Annotated in this window: 16 protein-coding genes; 13 read left to right on the top strand and 3 right to left on the bottom strand. The window is 47.9% G+C overall.

Annotation, left to right across the window (positions count from 1 at the left end):
• Window positions 1-5 precede the first annotated feature (5 nt).
• Complete coding sequence (locus V3851_RS07200) at window positions 6-440, bottom strand: MarR family winged helix-turn-helix transcriptional regulator (protein ID WP_331845850.1); 435 nt, start codon at window positions 438-440, stop codon at window positions 6-8.
• A gap of 246 nt (window positions 441-686) precedes the next feature.
• Here V3851_RS07200 and V3851_RS07195 point away from each other — a divergent pair, with 246 nt between their 5' ends.
• From V3851_RS07195 to V3851_RS07170, 6 genes are all read left to right on the top strand, one after another.
• The gene (locus V3851_RS07195) at window positions 687-1,667 is read left to right on the top strand and encodes an aldo/keto reductase (protein WP_331845849.1); all 981 of its coding nucleotides are present in this window, start codon (window positions 687-689) and stop codon (window positions 1,665-1,667) included.
• Between the two features lie 203 nt (window positions 1,668-1,870).
• A complete protein-coding gene (locus V3851_RS07190) occupies window positions 1,871-2,161 on the top strand; it encodes an RNA polymerase sigma factor (RefSeq protein ID WP_331845848.1) in 291 nt (96 codons plus the stop codon).
• Window positions 2,154-2,300: a hypothetical protein gene (locus tag V3851_RS07185; RefSeq protein ID WP_331845847.1), complete on the top strand. Its 147-nt coding sequence runs from the start codon at window positions 2,154-2,156 to the stop codon at window positions 2,298-2,300. Before V3851_RS07190 ends, V3851_RS07185 begins: the two co-directional genes overlap by 8 nt.
• A gap of 214 nt (window positions 2,301-2,514) precedes the next feature.
• A complete protein-coding gene (locus V3851_RS07180; RefSeq protein WP_331845846.1) occupies window positions 2,515-3,261 on the top strand; it encodes an ABC transporter substrate-binding protein in 747 nt (248 codons plus the stop codon).
• Window positions 3,262-3,277: 16 nt separating this feature from the next.
• A complete protein-coding gene (locus tag V3851_RS07175) occupies window positions 3,278-3,631 on the top strand; it encodes a type 2 periplasmic-binding domain-containing protein (RefSeq protein WP_331845845.1) in 354 nt (117 codons plus the stop codon).
• Between the two features lie 437 nt (window positions 3,632-4,068).
• Entirely contained in the window at window positions 4,069-4,962 is an 894-nt protein-coding gene (locus tag V3851_RS07170) for a hypothetical protein (RefSeq protein WP_331845844.1), read from the top strand.
• 52 nt (window positions 4,963-5,014) lie between these two features.
• On the opposite strand, the gene V3851_RS07165 is transcribed toward V3851_RS07170, so the two are convergent.
• Window positions 5,015-5,848 (bottom strand): nucleotidyltransferase domain-containing protein, encoded by an 834-nt coding sequence (locus V3851_RS07165; RefSeq protein ID WP_331845843.1) that lies wholly within the window; start codon window positions 5,846-5,848, stop codon window positions 5,015-5,017.
• Between the two features lie 198 nt (window positions 5,849-6,046).
• Here V3851_RS07165 and V3851_RS07160 point away from each other — a divergent pair, with 198 nt between their 5' ends.
• The 5 genes from V3851_RS07160 to hprK all read left to right on the top strand — a co-directional run bounded on the left by V3851_RS07160 (window position 6,047) and on the right by hprK (window position 11,124).
• On the top strand, window positions 6,047-6,637 hold the full coding sequence (locus V3851_RS07160; RefSeq protein ID WP_331846306.1) for a TetR/AcrR family transcriptional regulator: 591 nt from the start codon (window positions 6,047-6,049) through the stop codon (window positions 6,635-6,637).
• Between the two features lie 77 nt (window positions 6,638-6,714).
• Window positions 6,715-7,923 (top strand): MFS transporter, encoded by a 1,209-nt coding sequence (locus tag V3851_RS07155; RefSeq protein WP_331845842.1) that lies wholly within the window; start codon window positions 6,715-6,717, stop codon window positions 7,921-7,923.
• A gap of 243 nt (window positions 7,924-8,166) precedes the next feature.
• Window positions 8,167-8,808, top strand: a complete 642-nt coding sequence (locus V3851_RS07150; protein WP_331845841.1) for a FusB/FusC family EF-G-binding protein — start codon at window positions 8,167-8,169, stop codon at window positions 8,806-8,808.
• Window positions 8,809-9,020: 212 nt separating this feature from the next.
• Complete coding sequence (locus tag V3851_RS07145) at window positions 9,021-10,082, top strand: suppressor of fused domain protein (protein ID WP_331845840.1); 1,062 nt, start codon at window positions 9,021-9,023, stop codon at window positions 10,080-10,082.
• 124 nt (window positions 10,083-10,206) lie between these two features.
• Window positions 10,207-11,124 carry an HPr(Ser) kinase/phosphatase gene (gene hprK / locus V3851_RS07140; protein ID WP_331845839.1) on the top strand — a complete coding sequence of 306 codons (918 nt, stop codon included), beginning with the start codon at window positions 10,207-10,209 and terminating at the stop codon, window positions 11,122-11,124.
• A 31-nt stretch (window positions 11,125-11,155) separates the two neighbouring features.
• Here hprK and V3851_RS07135 read toward each other — a convergent pair whose 3' ends face one another.
• A complete protein-coding gene (locus V3851_RS07135) occupies window positions 11,156-11,902 on the bottom strand; it encodes an EcsC family protein (RefSeq protein WP_331845838.1) in 747 nt (248 codons plus the stop codon).
• Between the two features lie 475 nt (window positions 11,903-12,377).
• Between V3851_RS07135 and V3851_RS07130 the strand changes: the two genes are divergently transcribed.
• Window positions 12,378-13,229, top strand: a complete 852-nt coding sequence (locus tag V3851_RS07130; RefSeq protein WP_331845837.1) for a hypothetical protein — start codon at window positions 12,378-12,380, stop codon at window positions 13,227-13,229.
• 38 nt (window positions 13,230-13,267) lie between these two features.
• Window positions 13,268-16,531: a hypothetical protein gene (locus V3851_RS07125; protein WP_331845836.1), complete on the top strand. Its 3,264-nt coding sequence runs from the start codon at window positions 13,268-13,270 to the stop codon at window positions 16,529-16,531.
• Window positions 16,532-16,540 lie beyond the last annotated feature (9 nt).

Here is a 16,540-nt window from a genome sequence, read left to right as displayed (position 1 = left end):
ATTGCTTATCCGGAATGTTTCTCCATACAGTCGTTCATGAGTTGAATCGAACGCAAGACCGTTTCTTTTTCAAATTCGCTCATATGCGAAAAAATCTCATCCAATTGCGTGTTCATTTGATGATCGATGCTGTCCGCCGCGATTTTTCCCTCGGTTGTCAAGGACAAAATGTAGACCCTGCGATCGGCGGCATCGGGGGTCTTTTTCAATAAGTTCATTTTAATTAAGGTTTGAACTTGCCGGCTGAACGTCGTGATATCCACGCCCAATGTTTCCGCAATTTGCTGCATGGACGGTTGATGCCGGCGGTCAACCTCAAACACAATATGGCTTTGGACAGAAGAGAGATCCAGATCACCAACCTTACAGCAGGTTTTATTCAATAAACTAAAACGCCGGTTCAATATATGAAATAATTCACGGGCATTTGCATTTTCCATGTTGTATAACTCCTCAACCTTCAGAAATGTTTCCTCCATTGTTCGGAAATAAGAGGCGCCTATAATTATAGACACTGGTTCGATAATGTATCAAGAGCTATGGCTTTGCCGGTTTATTGATATCAATTAATTAACGGAAGAAGGGACTTTACGGTTAAATATCGAACAAGTAGATAAACGGTCTTTATACGCTAATTCAATATCCAATTTGAATCGATAAAAAAGCCAAAGGAGCGGATCGGTTAAGTGGAATACGTAAAACTTGGAAATACCGGATTGGACGTGTCCCGGATATGCCTTGGCTGTATGGGCTTCGGCGTTGCCGAGCGATGGGTGCATCCATGGGTGTTGAATGAAGAGAACAGCCGGCCTATCATCAAAAAAGCATTGGAACTCGGTATCAATTTCTTCGATACGGCCAATGTATATTCCGGCGGGACCAGCGAGGAGATCCTTGGACGCGCGCTTAAGGATTACGCCAACCGGGACGAAATCGTGCTTGCGACCAAAGTTCATTTCCGCATGCATGAAGGCCCCAACGGGGCCGGACTTTCCCGCAAGGCGATCATGAGCGAAATCGACAAGAGCTTAAAGAGGCTGGGAACCGACTATGTCGACCTGTACCAAATTCACCGCTGGGATTACAATACGCCCATTGAAGAGACGATGGAAGCCCTGCATGATGTGGTGAAGGCCGGGAAGGCGAGATACATCGGCGCTTCGGCCATGTACGCCTGGCAGTTTCTGAAGGCGCTGCATGTCGCCGAGAAGAACGGCTGGACCCGGTTCGTATCCATGCAGAATCATTACAATCTCATTTACCGCGAAGAAGAAAGGGAGATGCTGCCGCTTTGCAAAGCCGAGAAGATCGGGGTTATTCCTTATAGCCCGCTCGCATCGGGAAGATTGACCCGCGACTCGTCGGAGGCAACGCATCGTTCCGAAACCGACCAAGTGCAAAAATCGAAATACGACGCCACAGCCGATGCCGACCGTCTGATTGTGGAACGGGTCGCGGCCATCGCCGAAAAACGCGGCGTTCCGCGCGCTCATATCGCGATAGCCTGGCTGCTGCAGAAGGAACCGGTGACGGCTCCCATTATCGGCGCTACGAAAATATCCCATCTCGAAGATGCGGAAGCGGCCTTGTCGGTACAGTTGTCGCCGGAAGAAATTTCGTTTCTGGAGGAGCCGTATGTTCCCCATTCCGTAGTCGGTCCCGAGTAACCGGGAGAACAAGAAAGGCCGCCCAGAAGGCGGCTTTTTTCTATGGAGGATAATCGGGTGTTCTGGCGAATAGAGAAAGAAATTATAAAGAATGATTTTTATCTAAGATTAAAAACTATGTGCAAATTTCGCACCCTTGTGTTCAAATCGGTTATGCAAATGGCATCCATTATTATAGGACGACAAGATGCAAGGAGGAAATTATGGGCGGCAATGCGGAGGGAAGATATAAAGAAAACAACCGGGGCGGGACTTCCGGTTTGGCGTCCAACGACCAGGATCGGCTGCTGGTTGAAAGAGCACGACAGGGGGATACCGAGGCAATGGGCGTGTTGCTGGAACAGCACCGCAAAAAAGCCCGCGGCTGGGCAGAGCGGCTTACGCGGGATTCTTACATGGCGGACGACGTGGTGCAGGATGCGTTAATACGCGTTGGCCTTCCGCCTGAAAATCTCGGACTATACGACATTTGCGGACGGACTTTATATGTTTGATTGGCGAGCCACGCTGGAGAGGCTTATGAATGATTTGGGTATGGGATGGGTCAACTGTGTGCCGCACTTGCGGAAGCAAGGCGCTTTGCCGCTCAATACACACAAAGTGTGCCATTCCGGCAAGAAGCACTTCAGCTGATGTCGCTTGTTTCGAAAGCCTATGACCAAGCGGCGGATGCTCTGGATGAACTTAGTCGGCTTGTTCCGTTCGTGAAGTCTTCGTAACCAATGTCCCCGGATACCATTGATGCTTGCGTGATACTGTTGGAAAAAGCAAAAGATTTTGAAAGCGCCGCAATCGGTTATTTGGAACAAAGTATTTCACTACAGATTCAAGAAGAGGAGAGCGGTCAATGACAGAACTGCGATTCATGACGGAGATCCCTCATTATATGCATGTTCTTAAAGAAGCCAAGGAATCCTTCGAACGGGTCCACCCGAATTTGAACATAATTATTCAACACGCCGTAGACAGTTTCGAAATGACCCGGGCGCTGGATTCGGACGAAGCGCCGGACATCATCGAATTAGGCGGGTTCCCGGCCGGTAATGTCGATGATTTGTTTATCGACCTGTCCCCTTATGCCGCGGAAATAGCGGGGTTAGAGACCGACTGGTATTCCGGGTTGCGCAAGGCTATCCATTATAACGGGATCTTGCCCGCATTGCCGCTGGAGATCATGCCGCCGCTTATCGCTTACAACCGGGAATTGTTCGACCGGGCCGGATTGGCTTACCCGACGGATGATTGGACATGGGACGATATGGTGGAGATTGCCAAGAAGCTGACGTTGCGGAACGACCGCGACCAGATCACACAGTACGGATTCGAAATCGGCGCCGATATCGAGTGGTGGGAGCCCTTCGCTATGCGAAACGGAGGGGGCTATGTGTCACCGGACGGTTCAACGGCGTACGGCTATGTGGACAGTCCCGCCACGATAGAGGCTTTCCGGAAATTGATCGACGCCTACCGTGTGCACAAGATCATTCGAATGCCCGATCAACCGGCGGGCATGGCAGGATTCGAGCCGGAAAACGCCGCGATGGGCTTCTTTTTCGGGTGGCACTTCATGCATCATCCCCGACTCGCAAAATAAGTACGGCGTTATCGGATTGCCGAAAATGCCGGGCGGAATAGAAACCAATATGCTTTACATGGCCGGTGCCGGGGTCACCCGGACATCGAAACACCCGCGTCTGGCTTGGGAATTTTTGCGGCATTATATTTTGGCCAGCCGAAATTGGGTGCTTCCCAATACCCGCTTGCAAGCAGCGGAGCAAGGCTTGACCGATCATCCCATATGGTCCCGCTACCTCAAAGAACTGGAACATGTGGAGCTCGGTGCGTTTTTTCGCAGTAGAAAATGGAATGCCGGCAGGCAGTTGATCAATGAGGACATCCGCCGGATGATTACCGAGGGTGCCGACATTGCCCAAACCGTCCGCTCTTGGACGCGGTTCGGATAATTACCCGCCCAATATCGTATAATTCAATACGCGAAATCAATTCTTATCCAAAATTGATGAGGTGAAGCCGTGGCAGAGCAACAAGGCCGGTAATCTTGAGAAAGCCCGCGCAAGTGTCATGGAGGCTGGCGGGAAGGCGAGAGATATTGTAACTTTCGATGAAATCTCGTTTTTTGTTTTTGAGGATTCAGAAGGAAATCGAATCATGATCGTTAATCATTGATATTTTCCCCCTGGGTCAAAATGAACGAAAACCCGGGAGATACGGTTTAATAACGGATGCTTCCTCCAATTCCTTCCTGGCCATCAAACGCACAGCATACTTTTATATTGATGGGAAGAAATATATGAATATGCCTATGTCTGTTAAAGGTAAAATCTTCTTGTCTATTTTCCCGATAAATCTTGGTAAGGTAGATAAGAGGTGATGAGTTGCAATGTTGAAGAAACGCTGTTTGTTTTGCGATGAGATTGTTCCCGTGAAACCGGAAGGCGAGTACGACCGGTTTATCGGCTGTTCCTGCGCGCCCGGCGAGGCCTATAATTTGCTGAGAGACAGCTATGAGCCCATTAATTCGTTCCCGCACCCCAAGAAGCGCGAAATTCTGCATGTAATATCGGGTCATATCCGCGAGTTGACGGATTGTGATGAACAGGTTGCGCTTTCCGCCGAGGATTTGGAAGGTATCGTAAATTCCTCGGACATTCCCGTGACCATTGAAGATAAAGGAACACGCTTGCTTCAGTATTTGTACAGACATTCCGAAGCGCCGGGGGAACCGGTTATCATTCAACCGCTCTCCAAAAATTACAATCTGACGTATTCTCCGAATCTGCAAGAGCTGGTATATATTATTGATAAACTGGGAGCCGAGGATTTGCTGATCAGGGAAGGGATGTCGTTCCAGCTGACGGAGAAAGGATGGAGGGAAGCGGCCGCCGGCGCCGGAGGCAAAAAATTAAAACCATGCTCCTTACTAATTTCGAGCGAGGAGGATTGGGGGACGGACTGGCTGGATAAGCTGCTGCCTAAAATCGAGCAGTACGGTTATCTGCCGCGCCTGTTTGCTCATAAGGAAACAAAAAACTGTGAAAAGTACTCCTTGGAGGCTATAGCGGACAGCAAACTCGTCATTGCGGATTTAACCGGCCAATCTCCCGAGGTGTATTTTGCGGCGGGTTATGCGCTCGGTATGAACATCCCGGTCATTTGGACCGTGAACAGAGGGGATGCCGACAATCTACTGGTAAATATGAAAGAAATCCGCCCCATTGTTTGGGATACGACGGAAGAATTGGCGGTGATCCTTCAGCAACGGCTGGGGTTATAGAAAAATTTACAGGGGTCTCCCGGGTGAGGGGAGGACCCCTGTTTTTCGGATATTAGCGGAGCAAAGATTCCGTGTCCGCAACGAGCTCTCCCAATTGTTCAATACTTCGAACGGTGCTGGTCTTATCCGAAGAAATCAAGGTAATGATTTGATCTACCCTTCCCTTGTAATCCATAGGCTTCGTTTGAAAACCTTCAATCATCCGAACCGCCTTTTTCTCATTGATGCAATATTGTTCATTCAAGGCGAACAAGACCTGGTTTAAACATGAGATCGAACGGAAGACGTGACCCGTTACATAGGAAATATCATCCTTGTCCGCGTTGTTTTTTGCAAATATGAAGGAGAAGGAAGCCTCAAACATGAAATAGCCGATTATGGCTTCTTTTAACGGTTTGGGATACGGTGTTGTTTTGGCTTGAAGCCTGGAAATCCGGCCGGCAGGGTCGGATAGTATTCGGCAAATGGAGATTTCACCCATATACATGACATTCAGGTAGGCATGCGGATGCCCCGTTTGATAATGCGGGGAAACCTTGCCTTCCAAGCAATCATCGATGACCTCGGACACTCTCTTTATATCGCGAAAGATGAAATCCACATGATAGCCTTGGACGATCAGCCATCCTCCGCCGTTGACCCATGGCCCCCATTCGCCTAAAGAGACGATCAAATTTTCCCGATGCGCATCATCGATTTTCGTGGCGATTTTACCGACTTCCCCGACTTCAAAGCCTTCCGATTCATCATAGTAAATCCCGATATCAATATCGGACGCGGCGTGATGGATGCCTCTTGCTCTTGAACCCCCCAATACTATACCCACAATACCGGGAACTCCAAATAATTCATTATTTATTAGATCAATTACCCGTTCTACGGTCATAATCCATCGGCTCCAAATTGTCATTTGATTGTATAATTGTACCATCCCGCGAGCTTATGCAAGAGTGAATCTTTGGTTTAAATCGAATTGGGTTGTTGATAATAATTCATTAAGCTTACGGATTGCCAAGATCGTTTGGATCGCCTATAATATACTGAATGAACGTTCAGTATTATTGTTCGAAGGGAAGTGGGAATGTTGAACAAAAAGAAAGAACAAAGCGATCATACGAAGGAAAAGATAGCCGAAGCGTCCAGAGCTTTATTTATAAAAAAAGGCTATAACGCCACTTCCATCGGAGATATTGTGAAAGCGGCGGGCTGCAGCGCCGGAAATATTTATTACCACTTCAAGAGCAAGGAAGGGCTGTTCTTGCACCTGATTGAGGAGTGGGACCGGGAATGGGAAGAGAAATGGCTGACCAAGGAGGCGCAGTATCCGACAACGATCGATAAGCTGTACGGCATGGCCGAGCATTTGGCGGTTGAACAAATCAACCATCCGTTGACTCAAGCGATCGACGAGTTTTACAACAATTCGGAAAAAGACTCGGAGGTCGTAAACCGGATCGAGGAACTGGTCAGAGGATACATTAACTTTAATACGCAATTACTGCAGAGGGGTATCGATAACGGCGAATTTAAAATGACGGACGTTAACGGACTCGCGGTCATTTTGGACTGTCTATGGATCGGTTTAAGTCAACATTCACGCAAGATGGACAGAGAAGAGACGCTGGCGGCTTACCGGCTCGCGATCGATGTATTTTTGCGCGGAATCGCCAAATAGTCTGCCGGCTTTTTTTTGCTTTCATTTAGAATGAACGTTCAGTATATTTGTTAAACAACTAGGAGGATTACAGAATAATGACCGTCTTATTAAAAAATCGGGGAGCCTTGCTCATCCTGATGTTCAACCTTTTTTTGGTTTTTACCGGAATCGGCCTCATCATACCGATTATGCCAAAATTCATGAATGAGTTGGGGATTGGCGGAAGTATCGTCGGCCTGCTGGTGGCGTCCTTTTCGCTCACCCAATTCCTGTTTTCGCCTTTAGCAGGCAGACTGTCCGATACCTTCGGAAGAAAGCGGATGATCGTCCTCGGCATGATCGTATTTGCTCTATCCGAAGTTCTGTTCGGGATAGCGAGTTCTCCGGTCCTGCTGTTTATTTCGAGAATGCTCGGCGGCATCAGCGGCGCCATGATTATGCCGGCGGTGATGGCTTACGCGGCGGACATCACGACGAATGAAGAGCGCGCGGCCGGAATGGGTTTTATCAACGCGGCCATTACGACAGGTTTTATTATCGGCCCGGGGATCGGCGGATATATCGCGGAATTCGGAATTCGGGTGCCATTCTATAGCGCCGGCATCGCGGGAATCGCAGCCGCATGCATCACCGGATTCGTCTTAAAGGAATCAAGGCCTGCGGCGAAAGACAAATCCTTACCCAACGCTCCAGCCGCCGAGAAACAACGGGGCGGTCTGTTTAGCCAGATTATGAACTCTTATAGGGAACCGTATTTTTTAAGTTTGATTATCGTATTCGTCATGTCTTTCGGGTTGGCTAACTTTGAAACGGTCTTCGGGCTGTTTGTCGATCATAAATTCGGGTTTGATCCCAAAGATATCGCCTTTATCATCACCTTCGGCTCCGTAGCCGGCGCCGTAGTCCAAGCCACGGCCTTCAGCTGGATTTTGCGCCGCTTCGGCGAGAAGCTCGTTATCTCGGTCTGCCTGTTCTTTGCCGGCGCGTTCATTCTTGTGATTCTTTTTGTCCACAAATTCTGGCTGATTTTTGCCGTAACCTTCATTGTTTTTCTGGCGATCGATATTTTGCGTCCGACGATAGGCACCCAAATGTCGAAGCTCGCCAATGATCAACAAGGCTATGTGGCCGGATTGAATTCGGCGTTCACCAGTCTGGGGAATATCGCGGGGCCGATTGTCGCCGGATATTTGTTTGATATCAATATCAACTATCCGTATACGCTCGCCTGCGTGATTATGCTGATTTGTTTCGGTTTATCGCTAAGAGTCGGAAAAGGGAAGGATACCGCGCGGATGTTATAAATTGCGCCTGTCGGCATTAGCTGCTATACTTCTGTTTGTATGATATTGGAATGGGGGTATTACCGTGGCAATGCTGGATTGCTCATTTGCTAGGAAGTCCTCATGCAAAGCCTGATCCGGGGCGATACTTTGCGTGGGGTGCGATAGGATATCATTCAATCGCCCGAACTTAAGCTATTATCGTTTCTAATAACAGGCTTTGCACCTTATTATTATTCATTAAAAATAAGGGGCTGAAGAGCTATGAGTACAACATTTATTAGAAACCATCAATTTAATGTGATTAAGAAACAAGCGGAATTCCTTCTGAAAACATTGCGAACCGTTGCGGACCGGAGGGTCTTGGATACTGTAAGATATACGGCTGTAACGAACATTACCGGAGCATTTCCCGATCTGACACAGGATCAAAAGCGAATGTTGGAGCCGATTTCGACTTTCGAGACAGCCTATGATTTCCAAAGATATCTTGACGCATTGGAACAGTACCTGGAGCCATTTCCGCCGATCACGGAGAAACAAATTCAGAAGCTGTTCCCTAAAAATAAGAAGCTGAAAGTGCCTGATTTGGGATCCATCGATTTTCGATATATCACGTATTTGAGCTGGATCGATATCGCTTCAAACCGATTGTTCCTGGTTTATCCGTTTGAAGGCAAGTTTATCGGCATCGAGGGGAGAATTACACCGACAAACAAGAAGGGGTATTGCCTGTTCTGCAACCGGCACCATGAGCTTGCCTTCTTCTCGGTCAGAACGAAATCCGCCTTGCCGGATAATTATTCTTCCTATGGTCATTACGTGTGTTTGGATAACAATGAATGCAATCAGTCCATCACCGATACGGGCTCACTGGAGAAGTTTATTCTTTCGGTCAGCAAATAATGTAAAGCGGAAAGAAACGGCGGTGCCAAGGAATCTTCCTTGCATCCCGTTTCTTTTTTAGTATCTGCATACTTTGTACCTTTCGTTTCCTTACCTTTCCCGTGTATGATGTTAAAATAGCAGCTATACATAAGAAGAATATTCAAATAGAACCGGTTTGGAAGATGCGTTGTTTTGCGATAATACAAAAAATATATGTTGGAGGGACATTGATGAATGAGGAAGTAATCACATCCGGGTGGGATGCCATCGAGGAGCAAATGACCAGGCTTTACGGAGCACAGGAGCCTAAACATTACGGGACGCTGATCCCGTATAGGGTGGGAGGGAATGACCCGCTGGACGGGATTAGTGCTTATAAGGCCGATAAGCCGTTCCCGCACTGGCATCTCGTCACCTTCGGTTTTTCCGAACTCTACGATAAGGAATCGGAAGATATCGATTACAGCGGATACGGGTTCGAGCTTACATTTCGGGTCGCCCGCGAGGAAACGGAGGAGGAGCCTCCGGCATGGGCGCTGAACCTGCTGCAGAATATGGGGAGATATGTGTTTAAAAGCGGGAATATCTTCGCTGCCGGCGATTATATGGATGCAAACGGTCCAATTTGTCTGGATGCCGATACGCAATTGACCGCGCTGGCCTTTATGGAGGACCCCGAACTTCCCGCCATACATACGCCGAATGGAAGAGTCGAATTCCTGCAGATGGTCGGCATCACGGAAGATGAGCTGGAAGCGATGAAAACCTGGAATACCCTTGGTCTGCTGGAAGCCTGTCAAGAGGCTCTGCCGGGGTATATTACCGATTTGTCCCGCGACTGTTTGCTGCAGATTCCCGCCGTTTCCGAAGCGGTCAATAGCGGCATAGAGCGTGACGGTTCCAATACCGGATTTTTATATATCGATCAATTATCTTGGGAACCGGGCAAGAAACGTTTGTTCAATAAGACGCCGGCCATCCTTACCCTGGGGGCAAAACAGGCCGGAACGGTCGGCAAGCTGCTGCGCGGCCGCCTGCTGAAAGGGAAGGATCTGACGCTGGCGGGTCCAGGCTTGCGGATCGTTCTGGAACCGACGGAAGCCACTGATTACGAAGCGGGAGAGAACGAAGTACGGCTGAAGCTGGATGAAGCGGCAGCATCCGAATTGGCGGAAGGTTTGCGGCCGATAGAAGAGATGGTCGGAATTTCGACATACAAAGGTATGGTGATTCAAGTCGTTAAGACCTTTATCAAGGACCAGGAAGGAAATGTGGTATCCACGATCGGGTAATGCTTCGAGCCCGAGCGTATGATGCAGGAATATCCCTCCCGGTCGTGGAATATATCCGAAAACCCAAAGCATTCGATTATCGGGCATATTTTCAAGTACGCCCTAGCTATAGGAGGAGAGGCGCATGAAGTCGGTCACCGTTCAAAGTCTTACCAAAGCGTTCCAATTGGAAGTGCTTGCGGGAGCCAGCGGTATGGATCGCCCGATTACCCGTCCGCGGACGCACAGACCGGGGCTGGAGTTTGTCGGGTATTTTGATTTTTTCCCAATGGAACGGGTGCAAGTGCTCGGCCGCAAGGAAATTACCTATTTATTGACGCTTAGCGTGGAGGAACGCAAGTTGCATATCGGGAACATTGTCAAATATCATCCGCCGTGCTTTATTGTGACGTCGGGACAGCAGGAGATTCCTTTCCTGACCCTATTCTGCGATCAGGAGGGGATCCCGCTGTTGCGGACTCCGGAAGCGACAACGGAATTTATCGCCAAGCTGGACAGATACCTGGTGAAGGCTTTGGCTCCGGAAGTATCGATTCACGGGGTGTGCGTGAATGTATCGGGCATAGGCATTCTGCTTCGGGGCAAATCCGGGATCGGCAAAAGCGAGACGGCCCATACGCTGATCCGCAGAGGCCACCGGTTCGTGGCGGACGATATTGTGGTGCTCAAGAAGCTGGGGCCGGCGACGCTCCTTGGAACCCACAACGAGACTACGCGCGAGTTCCTTGCGCTGCGCAGCATTGGACTGATCAATGTCGTGCGCCAGTACGGGCGCAGGGCATTTCAGGACGAGACGCGGATTGTGCTGGACATCGAGCTGTCTCCGTGGCGGGAAAATTCACTGAACAACGAGCTTGAGGTGGTGCCGCAGTTTACGGAATATCTCGGAGTCCAAATTCCGCATATCGAAATCCAGCTTCAACCGGGTCGCGACGTGGCCGGGTTGATCGAGGCCGCGGCCAACAATTGGTATCTCAAGCAGCTCGGTTACAGCGCCGCCGAAGAGTTTATGAAGCGGATCGAAGATGAGATGCAGGAGTAAGAGGGATGTCTATATAGAGACAGAGTGAGGATTAACCCAGAACCATGAAATCATCGTACAATCTGCGGATGCGGTAAGCGTTCATGGCGAATTCACGCAGCTCCTCGAGAATGGTGTAATTCGCCCATGCGCCCGCGAAAGCGCCGATTCCGGGCATCATCTGCAGCATCTTCCGGAAGTCGATGGCGTCGCGATACTCTATCTGAAATGTCTCCCAGTCCATATTGCGGGAGTATTCGGCGTCCGATTGCCATTGCTCCTTTTCAATATGCCAATTTTTGATGGAATTGAGCAGCCTGGCCCGGCTTTCCGGCCCGGAAAAGGCCATTTGAAATACCTTGAGGATAAATACCCGCTCAGAAAAATCTTTGGTATCATAGCCATAAACATGAGCTAACTCGAACAAAAATTTCATCTTTATCGCAATTAACGCGGGAAAGTCCACCATGCCAAGCACAATTCCGCCGGCTCCGGTGCCTGCGCCTTCGGCAACCGCGATTTTTTGATATAGGGCGAACAGTTCTTTCGCTTCCTGATCGGCAGACTCCAGTTCCGGAGTGCTGTTTACCGAACGGCTAGGCGTATATTCCGCGCCGAACAATGCCGTACGCACGATCGATCGTATGGTGGTCGTAATGACGTTGTGTACCTTCGGAGGGATGAATTGGTTGATTCGACTGCTGATGGTTTTCGATGTTTTTTCCAGCCATCCCGGCGGTTTGAATATTTTTTGTTCCCAATCGGCAATTTCCCTCTGTACTTTATATTCGTAATTCATCCTCCATCGCTCCTCCAAAAGACTTAGCTATATTTTAACCAATATCTCCGTAATTCGGAACTGGCCCCCAGCAGGTAAAGGACCTCGACTAAAGTCCGGTATCGCATAGGATAGGAATGTCAGAGGACAAGAACTTGGTCCCATTGCCGAAAATGTACAAGAACATGGCACTATTGCTGATTTGATAAAAATTTAAATAACCTGTACAAATTCGAACGTCGGATCTGAACTCAACAAAGTTTAGCTTTGTTACTTCGGATTATGCCATTAAACTCGCAGATTTTTGGACGGAAAGAGGCTGTCTTGAATATGAGGAGTAGAGAAGTTGAACTTGAATCGGGTCAATCGAAAAACGCCTCTTAGTCCTAGTTAGATTATTAAAACTGAAACTATTAGCTTGTACACGTACCAAATAGGCTCTTTTAGCATATGAATAGACCGAAGCCTTGCACTTAAGGCGAGAGGGAGGTCCCCTATGAATAAAGAACTGGCGAATCCAAGACAAATTCCTCCGTGTAAAGATCCATTAATCTGCCGGACCGTGATAGGTAAGGGCGATCATGAAATAGAGGCTATTGTATATCTCTATTCTTTGGGAGGTTACGAGATCGATTTAATTAAAGTTCAATTTCGCAAGAAATCCTCGTTTATGATGGTGCAGGGAACGTCCGAAACCCGGGTTTTGTTGGATCAGGATAAATTGGAACAGGACGCATGTTTCGTTTCCGGATTACGGGATTGCCCGCAGACTTTCCGGGTACGCATCAGCTATGTTCCTGATGTGGGGAAGACCGGCGGCAGAGTGTTTGTACAGGGAATCTTGACCGACCATTTCGGAAGATCTCCCCAATCGTTGACATATTTAATCGCAGAATGGATAGGATTTACACTTGATTGTTCGGATACAGCAGGTATTCCAAAAAATATAGAACGCACGCATGAATGCGGACCCCTCAAAATTTTCGTCGATATTCATCAAAACGTGCCGGGAGGTTTTTTAAATGTTGCCGAAATTTTCTTCTCGGATTTGTCCACTAATACTTACTTGGTAAGGGACTACAAGCAAGGTTCCAGAAATGAAGATCCCTTGATCCTGTTCAATCAAAATATAGAAGAACATGATGTTCTTCTGTGCCCGGTAAACGGAATCCACTCCAAAAGCAGGGTCCAGCTAGTCTGGATTAGAAGTATTGACTTGTTCATCCCTCAATTTAATGTTTGCGGCAAACTATGCATAGACGGTATGTTTATGATTAATAATATCTGGCATAACATCCACCCACGGATATTAGCAAAATGGACTTATGATGGCAATGAATGCCCATAGAACATCAAGAAGTTTATACACACACGGGGTGACATTCAATGAAATCTGCTCTACATTACTTACCCACGGATCAAACATACAGCTTCTATGCTGCCGCAGAAACGGATACAGTAGGATGGCGGGGATTTCGGCCTAGAGGAACACTTCGTTCCAACTCCTTGTCTTTAGGCGAAGCCTGGAATAACATGGGGATATTTGTGTTTGCTGCTGCGGAGCCGAATTATGATGATCTAAATGAGGCTATAAAGCTGTTGGGTGATCAACATGACGAAACCTGGCTTCTATGGCTCCATCCCGATGGCTCTATACAACGGCCTTTTGTAAGATTAAAGCCTATTCAACTGTCGGACTATTTAACTGCAATGGATTATAATGTATCGTTAGGCAACAGTATATGGTTAAGTATTAACGGCAACACGGCGGTGAAATATAATTCGGGTAAAGAACAACTTGAGTTTATATTTAACAAGGAATTTAAAAATATTAGATTTATGGAAGGTCGAAAAGATAAACCGCTTATCCAAAGTGCTGCTGTACTGTTACCCTTTGGCGGCAAAGATGGAGGGACGTTCCGGTTTACCGTTAAAATTGCGTCGGAAGAACTTAATAACAAGTTAAACTTGGGTTTGAAATACTTTTACCTCAAAAAAGGTCATCCCGTTCCAACCGCCACTGAGCAGTTCTATCCTGTGTTTGAACCGACGCCAGGATTAAAATTGATATTCCACGTATCCCTGGATCCAACCGATCCATATAACCGCGAATTTGCACGGCTTCCTCATGCCGGCCTGCGTTCTTATCTGGCATTTGATCGTACGGAAGAATCAATAATTCCTAGGTTACCCAGTCATTTCCGCACCTCTTTCGGGCATAAGATTACGCTTCTTCCGCAGCTCGAGTTTGACGAACAATCGATATCCGAGGAGCCCCGCCCCTTGGCAGGCAGTGCCTTACTGGTATTCTCCTCCGATTATAATCAAGAAGCTTATACAATCCCTCAAGGGCATTTCTATTTATCCATTGAGCACGCCGTTCCATCAGCAAATCTTCTCTGCGGTACCACAGGAACCGAGACCGTAATTTTCAATCCCGCTTTCGGTACATATGCAGGCGATCGGATGTTGTTTGTGCCCGGCTGCGCTGCCTTTTGGCCTGCCGATCCGGCACATTCCGGGGAGTTGTTGTCAGTTCCCGAATTAGGGAACTCCGCTTCTACCGCCTGGATATCGATTAGGCCAAGCGAGAGCAGGCTGCCGGAATCGCCGCCGATCGTTTACTCCTCACAGCCAGAAGAAGAACCTCATTACCGTCCTCTAGTGGATGGAGTGAGCAGGTTCCATGAGCCGAAACTATATGATTGGATGGAAGAAGCCCATAGTGTGCCTCTAGTTCCATTTCAAGGAATCCAGAGAGAAAATGACGCAGCCATGAAGTCAGCATTGAACTTTGAGCGGTTTGCCATCGCCCCTAACCGAAAACGATACATGGACCGTTTCTCTGAGTCAGCAAGAGCCGCACGGACAGCGGATTCATCATCGGAAAATGGATGGTCAGCAACTCCACAAGGGTTGCTCGTCAGTGAATCGGCGGGTTCATGGGATACTCTTGTGCTTGGCCAGAATGACAGGAATCCCGATTCGTCAACACTAGGACCGGAGAGAGAAAGACTTGAATTTCTGGGGCTTTCGAATGCTTTTCGCAACACCATGCTGTCCAGCCGCCTCTTTCTCGTGATGTCCATTAACAGCAAAACGCACTGGAGTCAGTTTAATAACAAAATCTCTATTTCGGATTGGCCGTTTCAAATAAATATTCCGGAATCTCTTCCGGGAGATCCCGAGAACCGCGATAACCGCAACATTGTAATTATGAAGTATGCCCCCGGAAAGCTGGCCGATTGGCTGAAACAGCCCGCCCTCTGGGGAAATCCGGAACAATTTAACAAGCAGCAGCTCGACAAGCTCTCCCAAGCGCTGGTAAGTTATTGCCGTGTGGATGAGGAAGAGGATCAACTGCCGCCGGAGCTTATTCCCTTTCACCGCCTATGCAACAAACCGGATTGGACAGGCATATTGGCATTAAATGTGGATATTAGGAAAGAAGATATGCCGAAGGAGCTAATTGGATTGCTCGGCGGCATCAATCCACTGAAACCGTTCCGGGCTCATCATATCGGCCTGAATGGCGGCAGGGTCGAATGGAAAGCTGACGGATTAAGCATGGACAAGCTAAGTTCCTGGTTTGGATTTATCCACTATCAAGATGATGCCAATGTTTGGGGGAGCCAACCGTTCGGATTTCGGGTGACCGAGCTAAAAGCGCGTTTTGAAAACTCCAATATCGAAACCTTTGAATCCAAAATGCAGCTTCTCATTCGGAAACTGTATGAAACCGAGATTGTTATCGAGGATGCAAACCAGGACCCGGTTGTGACATTAACCGGCTCTATTGAAAGGCACGAAGGAATCCCTTCCTATGTTTTTCAAACGGATAGTGCAACTATTGCCAAAATGAAAGGTAATCATCCGATTTTAGAAGCTATAAAGATGATCAAGGTCAGCTTTCAAACTACGGACGCGACAGATATAAAGAACATTAAATCGCGGTTCTCGGTTTGGGGCTGGAAGTCCTTTATCGAAAAATTAATCGGTCCCATTCACAACATGGACATATTAGGATATGGGGAGGGCGATAACGGTTTATTGTTCAATAATTTGGGAATCACCATGGAGTTTAGTGTAAGTGATCCTTTTACTCCACCGACCTTTGACCTTGATCCTTTTCATATCGAATTCGACCCTGATAAAAGCGCTCAACGCATTCATAGCCTGGCCGATCATTTTCCGCTACGCCTGCGCAAGTTAATGGTTGCAAAAAACATAGATGAATGGAAGCAAGCGGGGTATATGGAAATAAAACTAGACGGTGTAGGCGATTCTCATCATGATGATAACTGGTACGGGCTTGAATATGCCATCAATTTGGGAACCTTGGGAAAGTTGGTACCGGAAGGTGCATTAGTCGGCAGTTTCCTTATTGGATGGAATGCATATGAAGAAGTCTATTGCGGAATAAAGATCCCCGGAGTAGATCCAAGCCGCAGGACGATGGTATTGCAGGAAATGCTGAATTTGGTCATGCCGAATGCCTTCAAATTGTCGGTGAATAAAAATAGTATTTACTGTATTGTGACCGAAGCTTCCGTAAATCTGTTCGGAAAAAAATACGATTTCAATTTAGGATTCTATGAAGATCCTCAAAATAAGAAGCGACTTGGTTGGTACACAACGACAAATATTTAAGCCGAGAGG

The sequence above is a fragment of the Paenibacillus haidiansis genome (assembly GCF_036553665.1).
In the GTDB taxonomy this organism is placed as follows: Bacteria; Bacillota; Bacilli; order Paenibacillales; family Paenibacillaceae; genus Fontibacillus; species Fontibacillus haidiansis.
Note: the sequence above shows the minus strand (reverse complement) of the source record. Positions and strands in the feature narration are given on the sequence as shown.

What these genes read in the sequence shown, in the direction of transcription:
- V3851_RS07150 (WP_331845841.1), top strand. Translation starts at nt 8,167, where the DNA reads ATGAGTACAACATTTATTAGAAACCATCAATTTAATGTGATTAAGAAA.
- V3851_RS07125 (WP_331845836.1), top strand. Translation starts at nt 13,268, where the DNA reads ATGAAATCTGCTCTACATTACTTACCCACGGATCAAACATACAGCTTC.
- V3851_RS07135 (WP_331845838.1), bottom strand. Translation starts at nt 11,902, where the DNA reads ATGAATTACGAATATAAAGTACAGAGGGAAATTGCCGATTGGGAACAA.
- V3851_RS07170 (WP_331845844.1), top strand. Translation starts at nt 4,069, where the DNA reads ATGTTGAAGAAACGCTGTTTGTTTTGCGATGAGATTGTTCCCGTGAAA.
- V3851_RS07180 (WP_331845846.1), top strand. Translation starts at nt 2,515, where the DNA reads ATGACAGAACTGCGATTCATGACGGAGATCCCTCATTATATGCATGTT.
- V3851_RS07190 (WP_331845848.1), top strand. Translation starts at nt 1,871, where the DNA reads ATGGGCGGCAATGCGGAGGGAAGATATAAAGAAAACAACCGGGGCGGG.
- V3851_RS07155 (WP_331845842.1), top strand. Translation starts at nt 6,715, where the DNA reads ATGACCGTCTTATTAAAAAATCGGGGAGCCTTGCTCATCCTGATGTTC.
- hprK (WP_331845839.1), top strand. Translation starts at nt 10,207, where the DNA reads ATGAAGTCGGTCACCGTTCAAAGTCTTACCAAAGCGTTCCAATTGGAA.
- V3851_RS07185 (WP_331845847.1), top strand. Translation starts at nt 2,154, where the DNA reads ATGTTTGATTGGCGAGCCACGCTGGAGAGGCTTATGAATGATTTGGGT.
- V3851_RS07200 (WP_331845850.1), bottom strand. Translation starts at nt 440, where the DNA reads ATGGAAAATGCAAATGCCCGTGAATTATTTCATATATTGAACCGGCGT.
- V3851_RS07165 (WP_331845843.1), bottom strand. Translation starts at nt 5,848, where the DNA reads ATGACCGTAGAACGGGTAATTGATCTAATAAATAATGAATTATTTGGA.
- V3851_RS07130 (WP_331845837.1), top strand. Translation starts at nt 12,378, where the DNA reads ATGAATAAAGAACTGGCGAATCCAAGACAAATTCCTCCGTGTAAAGAT.
- V3851_RS07145 (WP_331845840.1), top strand. Translation starts at nt 9,021, where the DNA reads ATGAATGAGGAAGTAATCACATCCGGGTGGGATGCCATCGAGGAGCAA.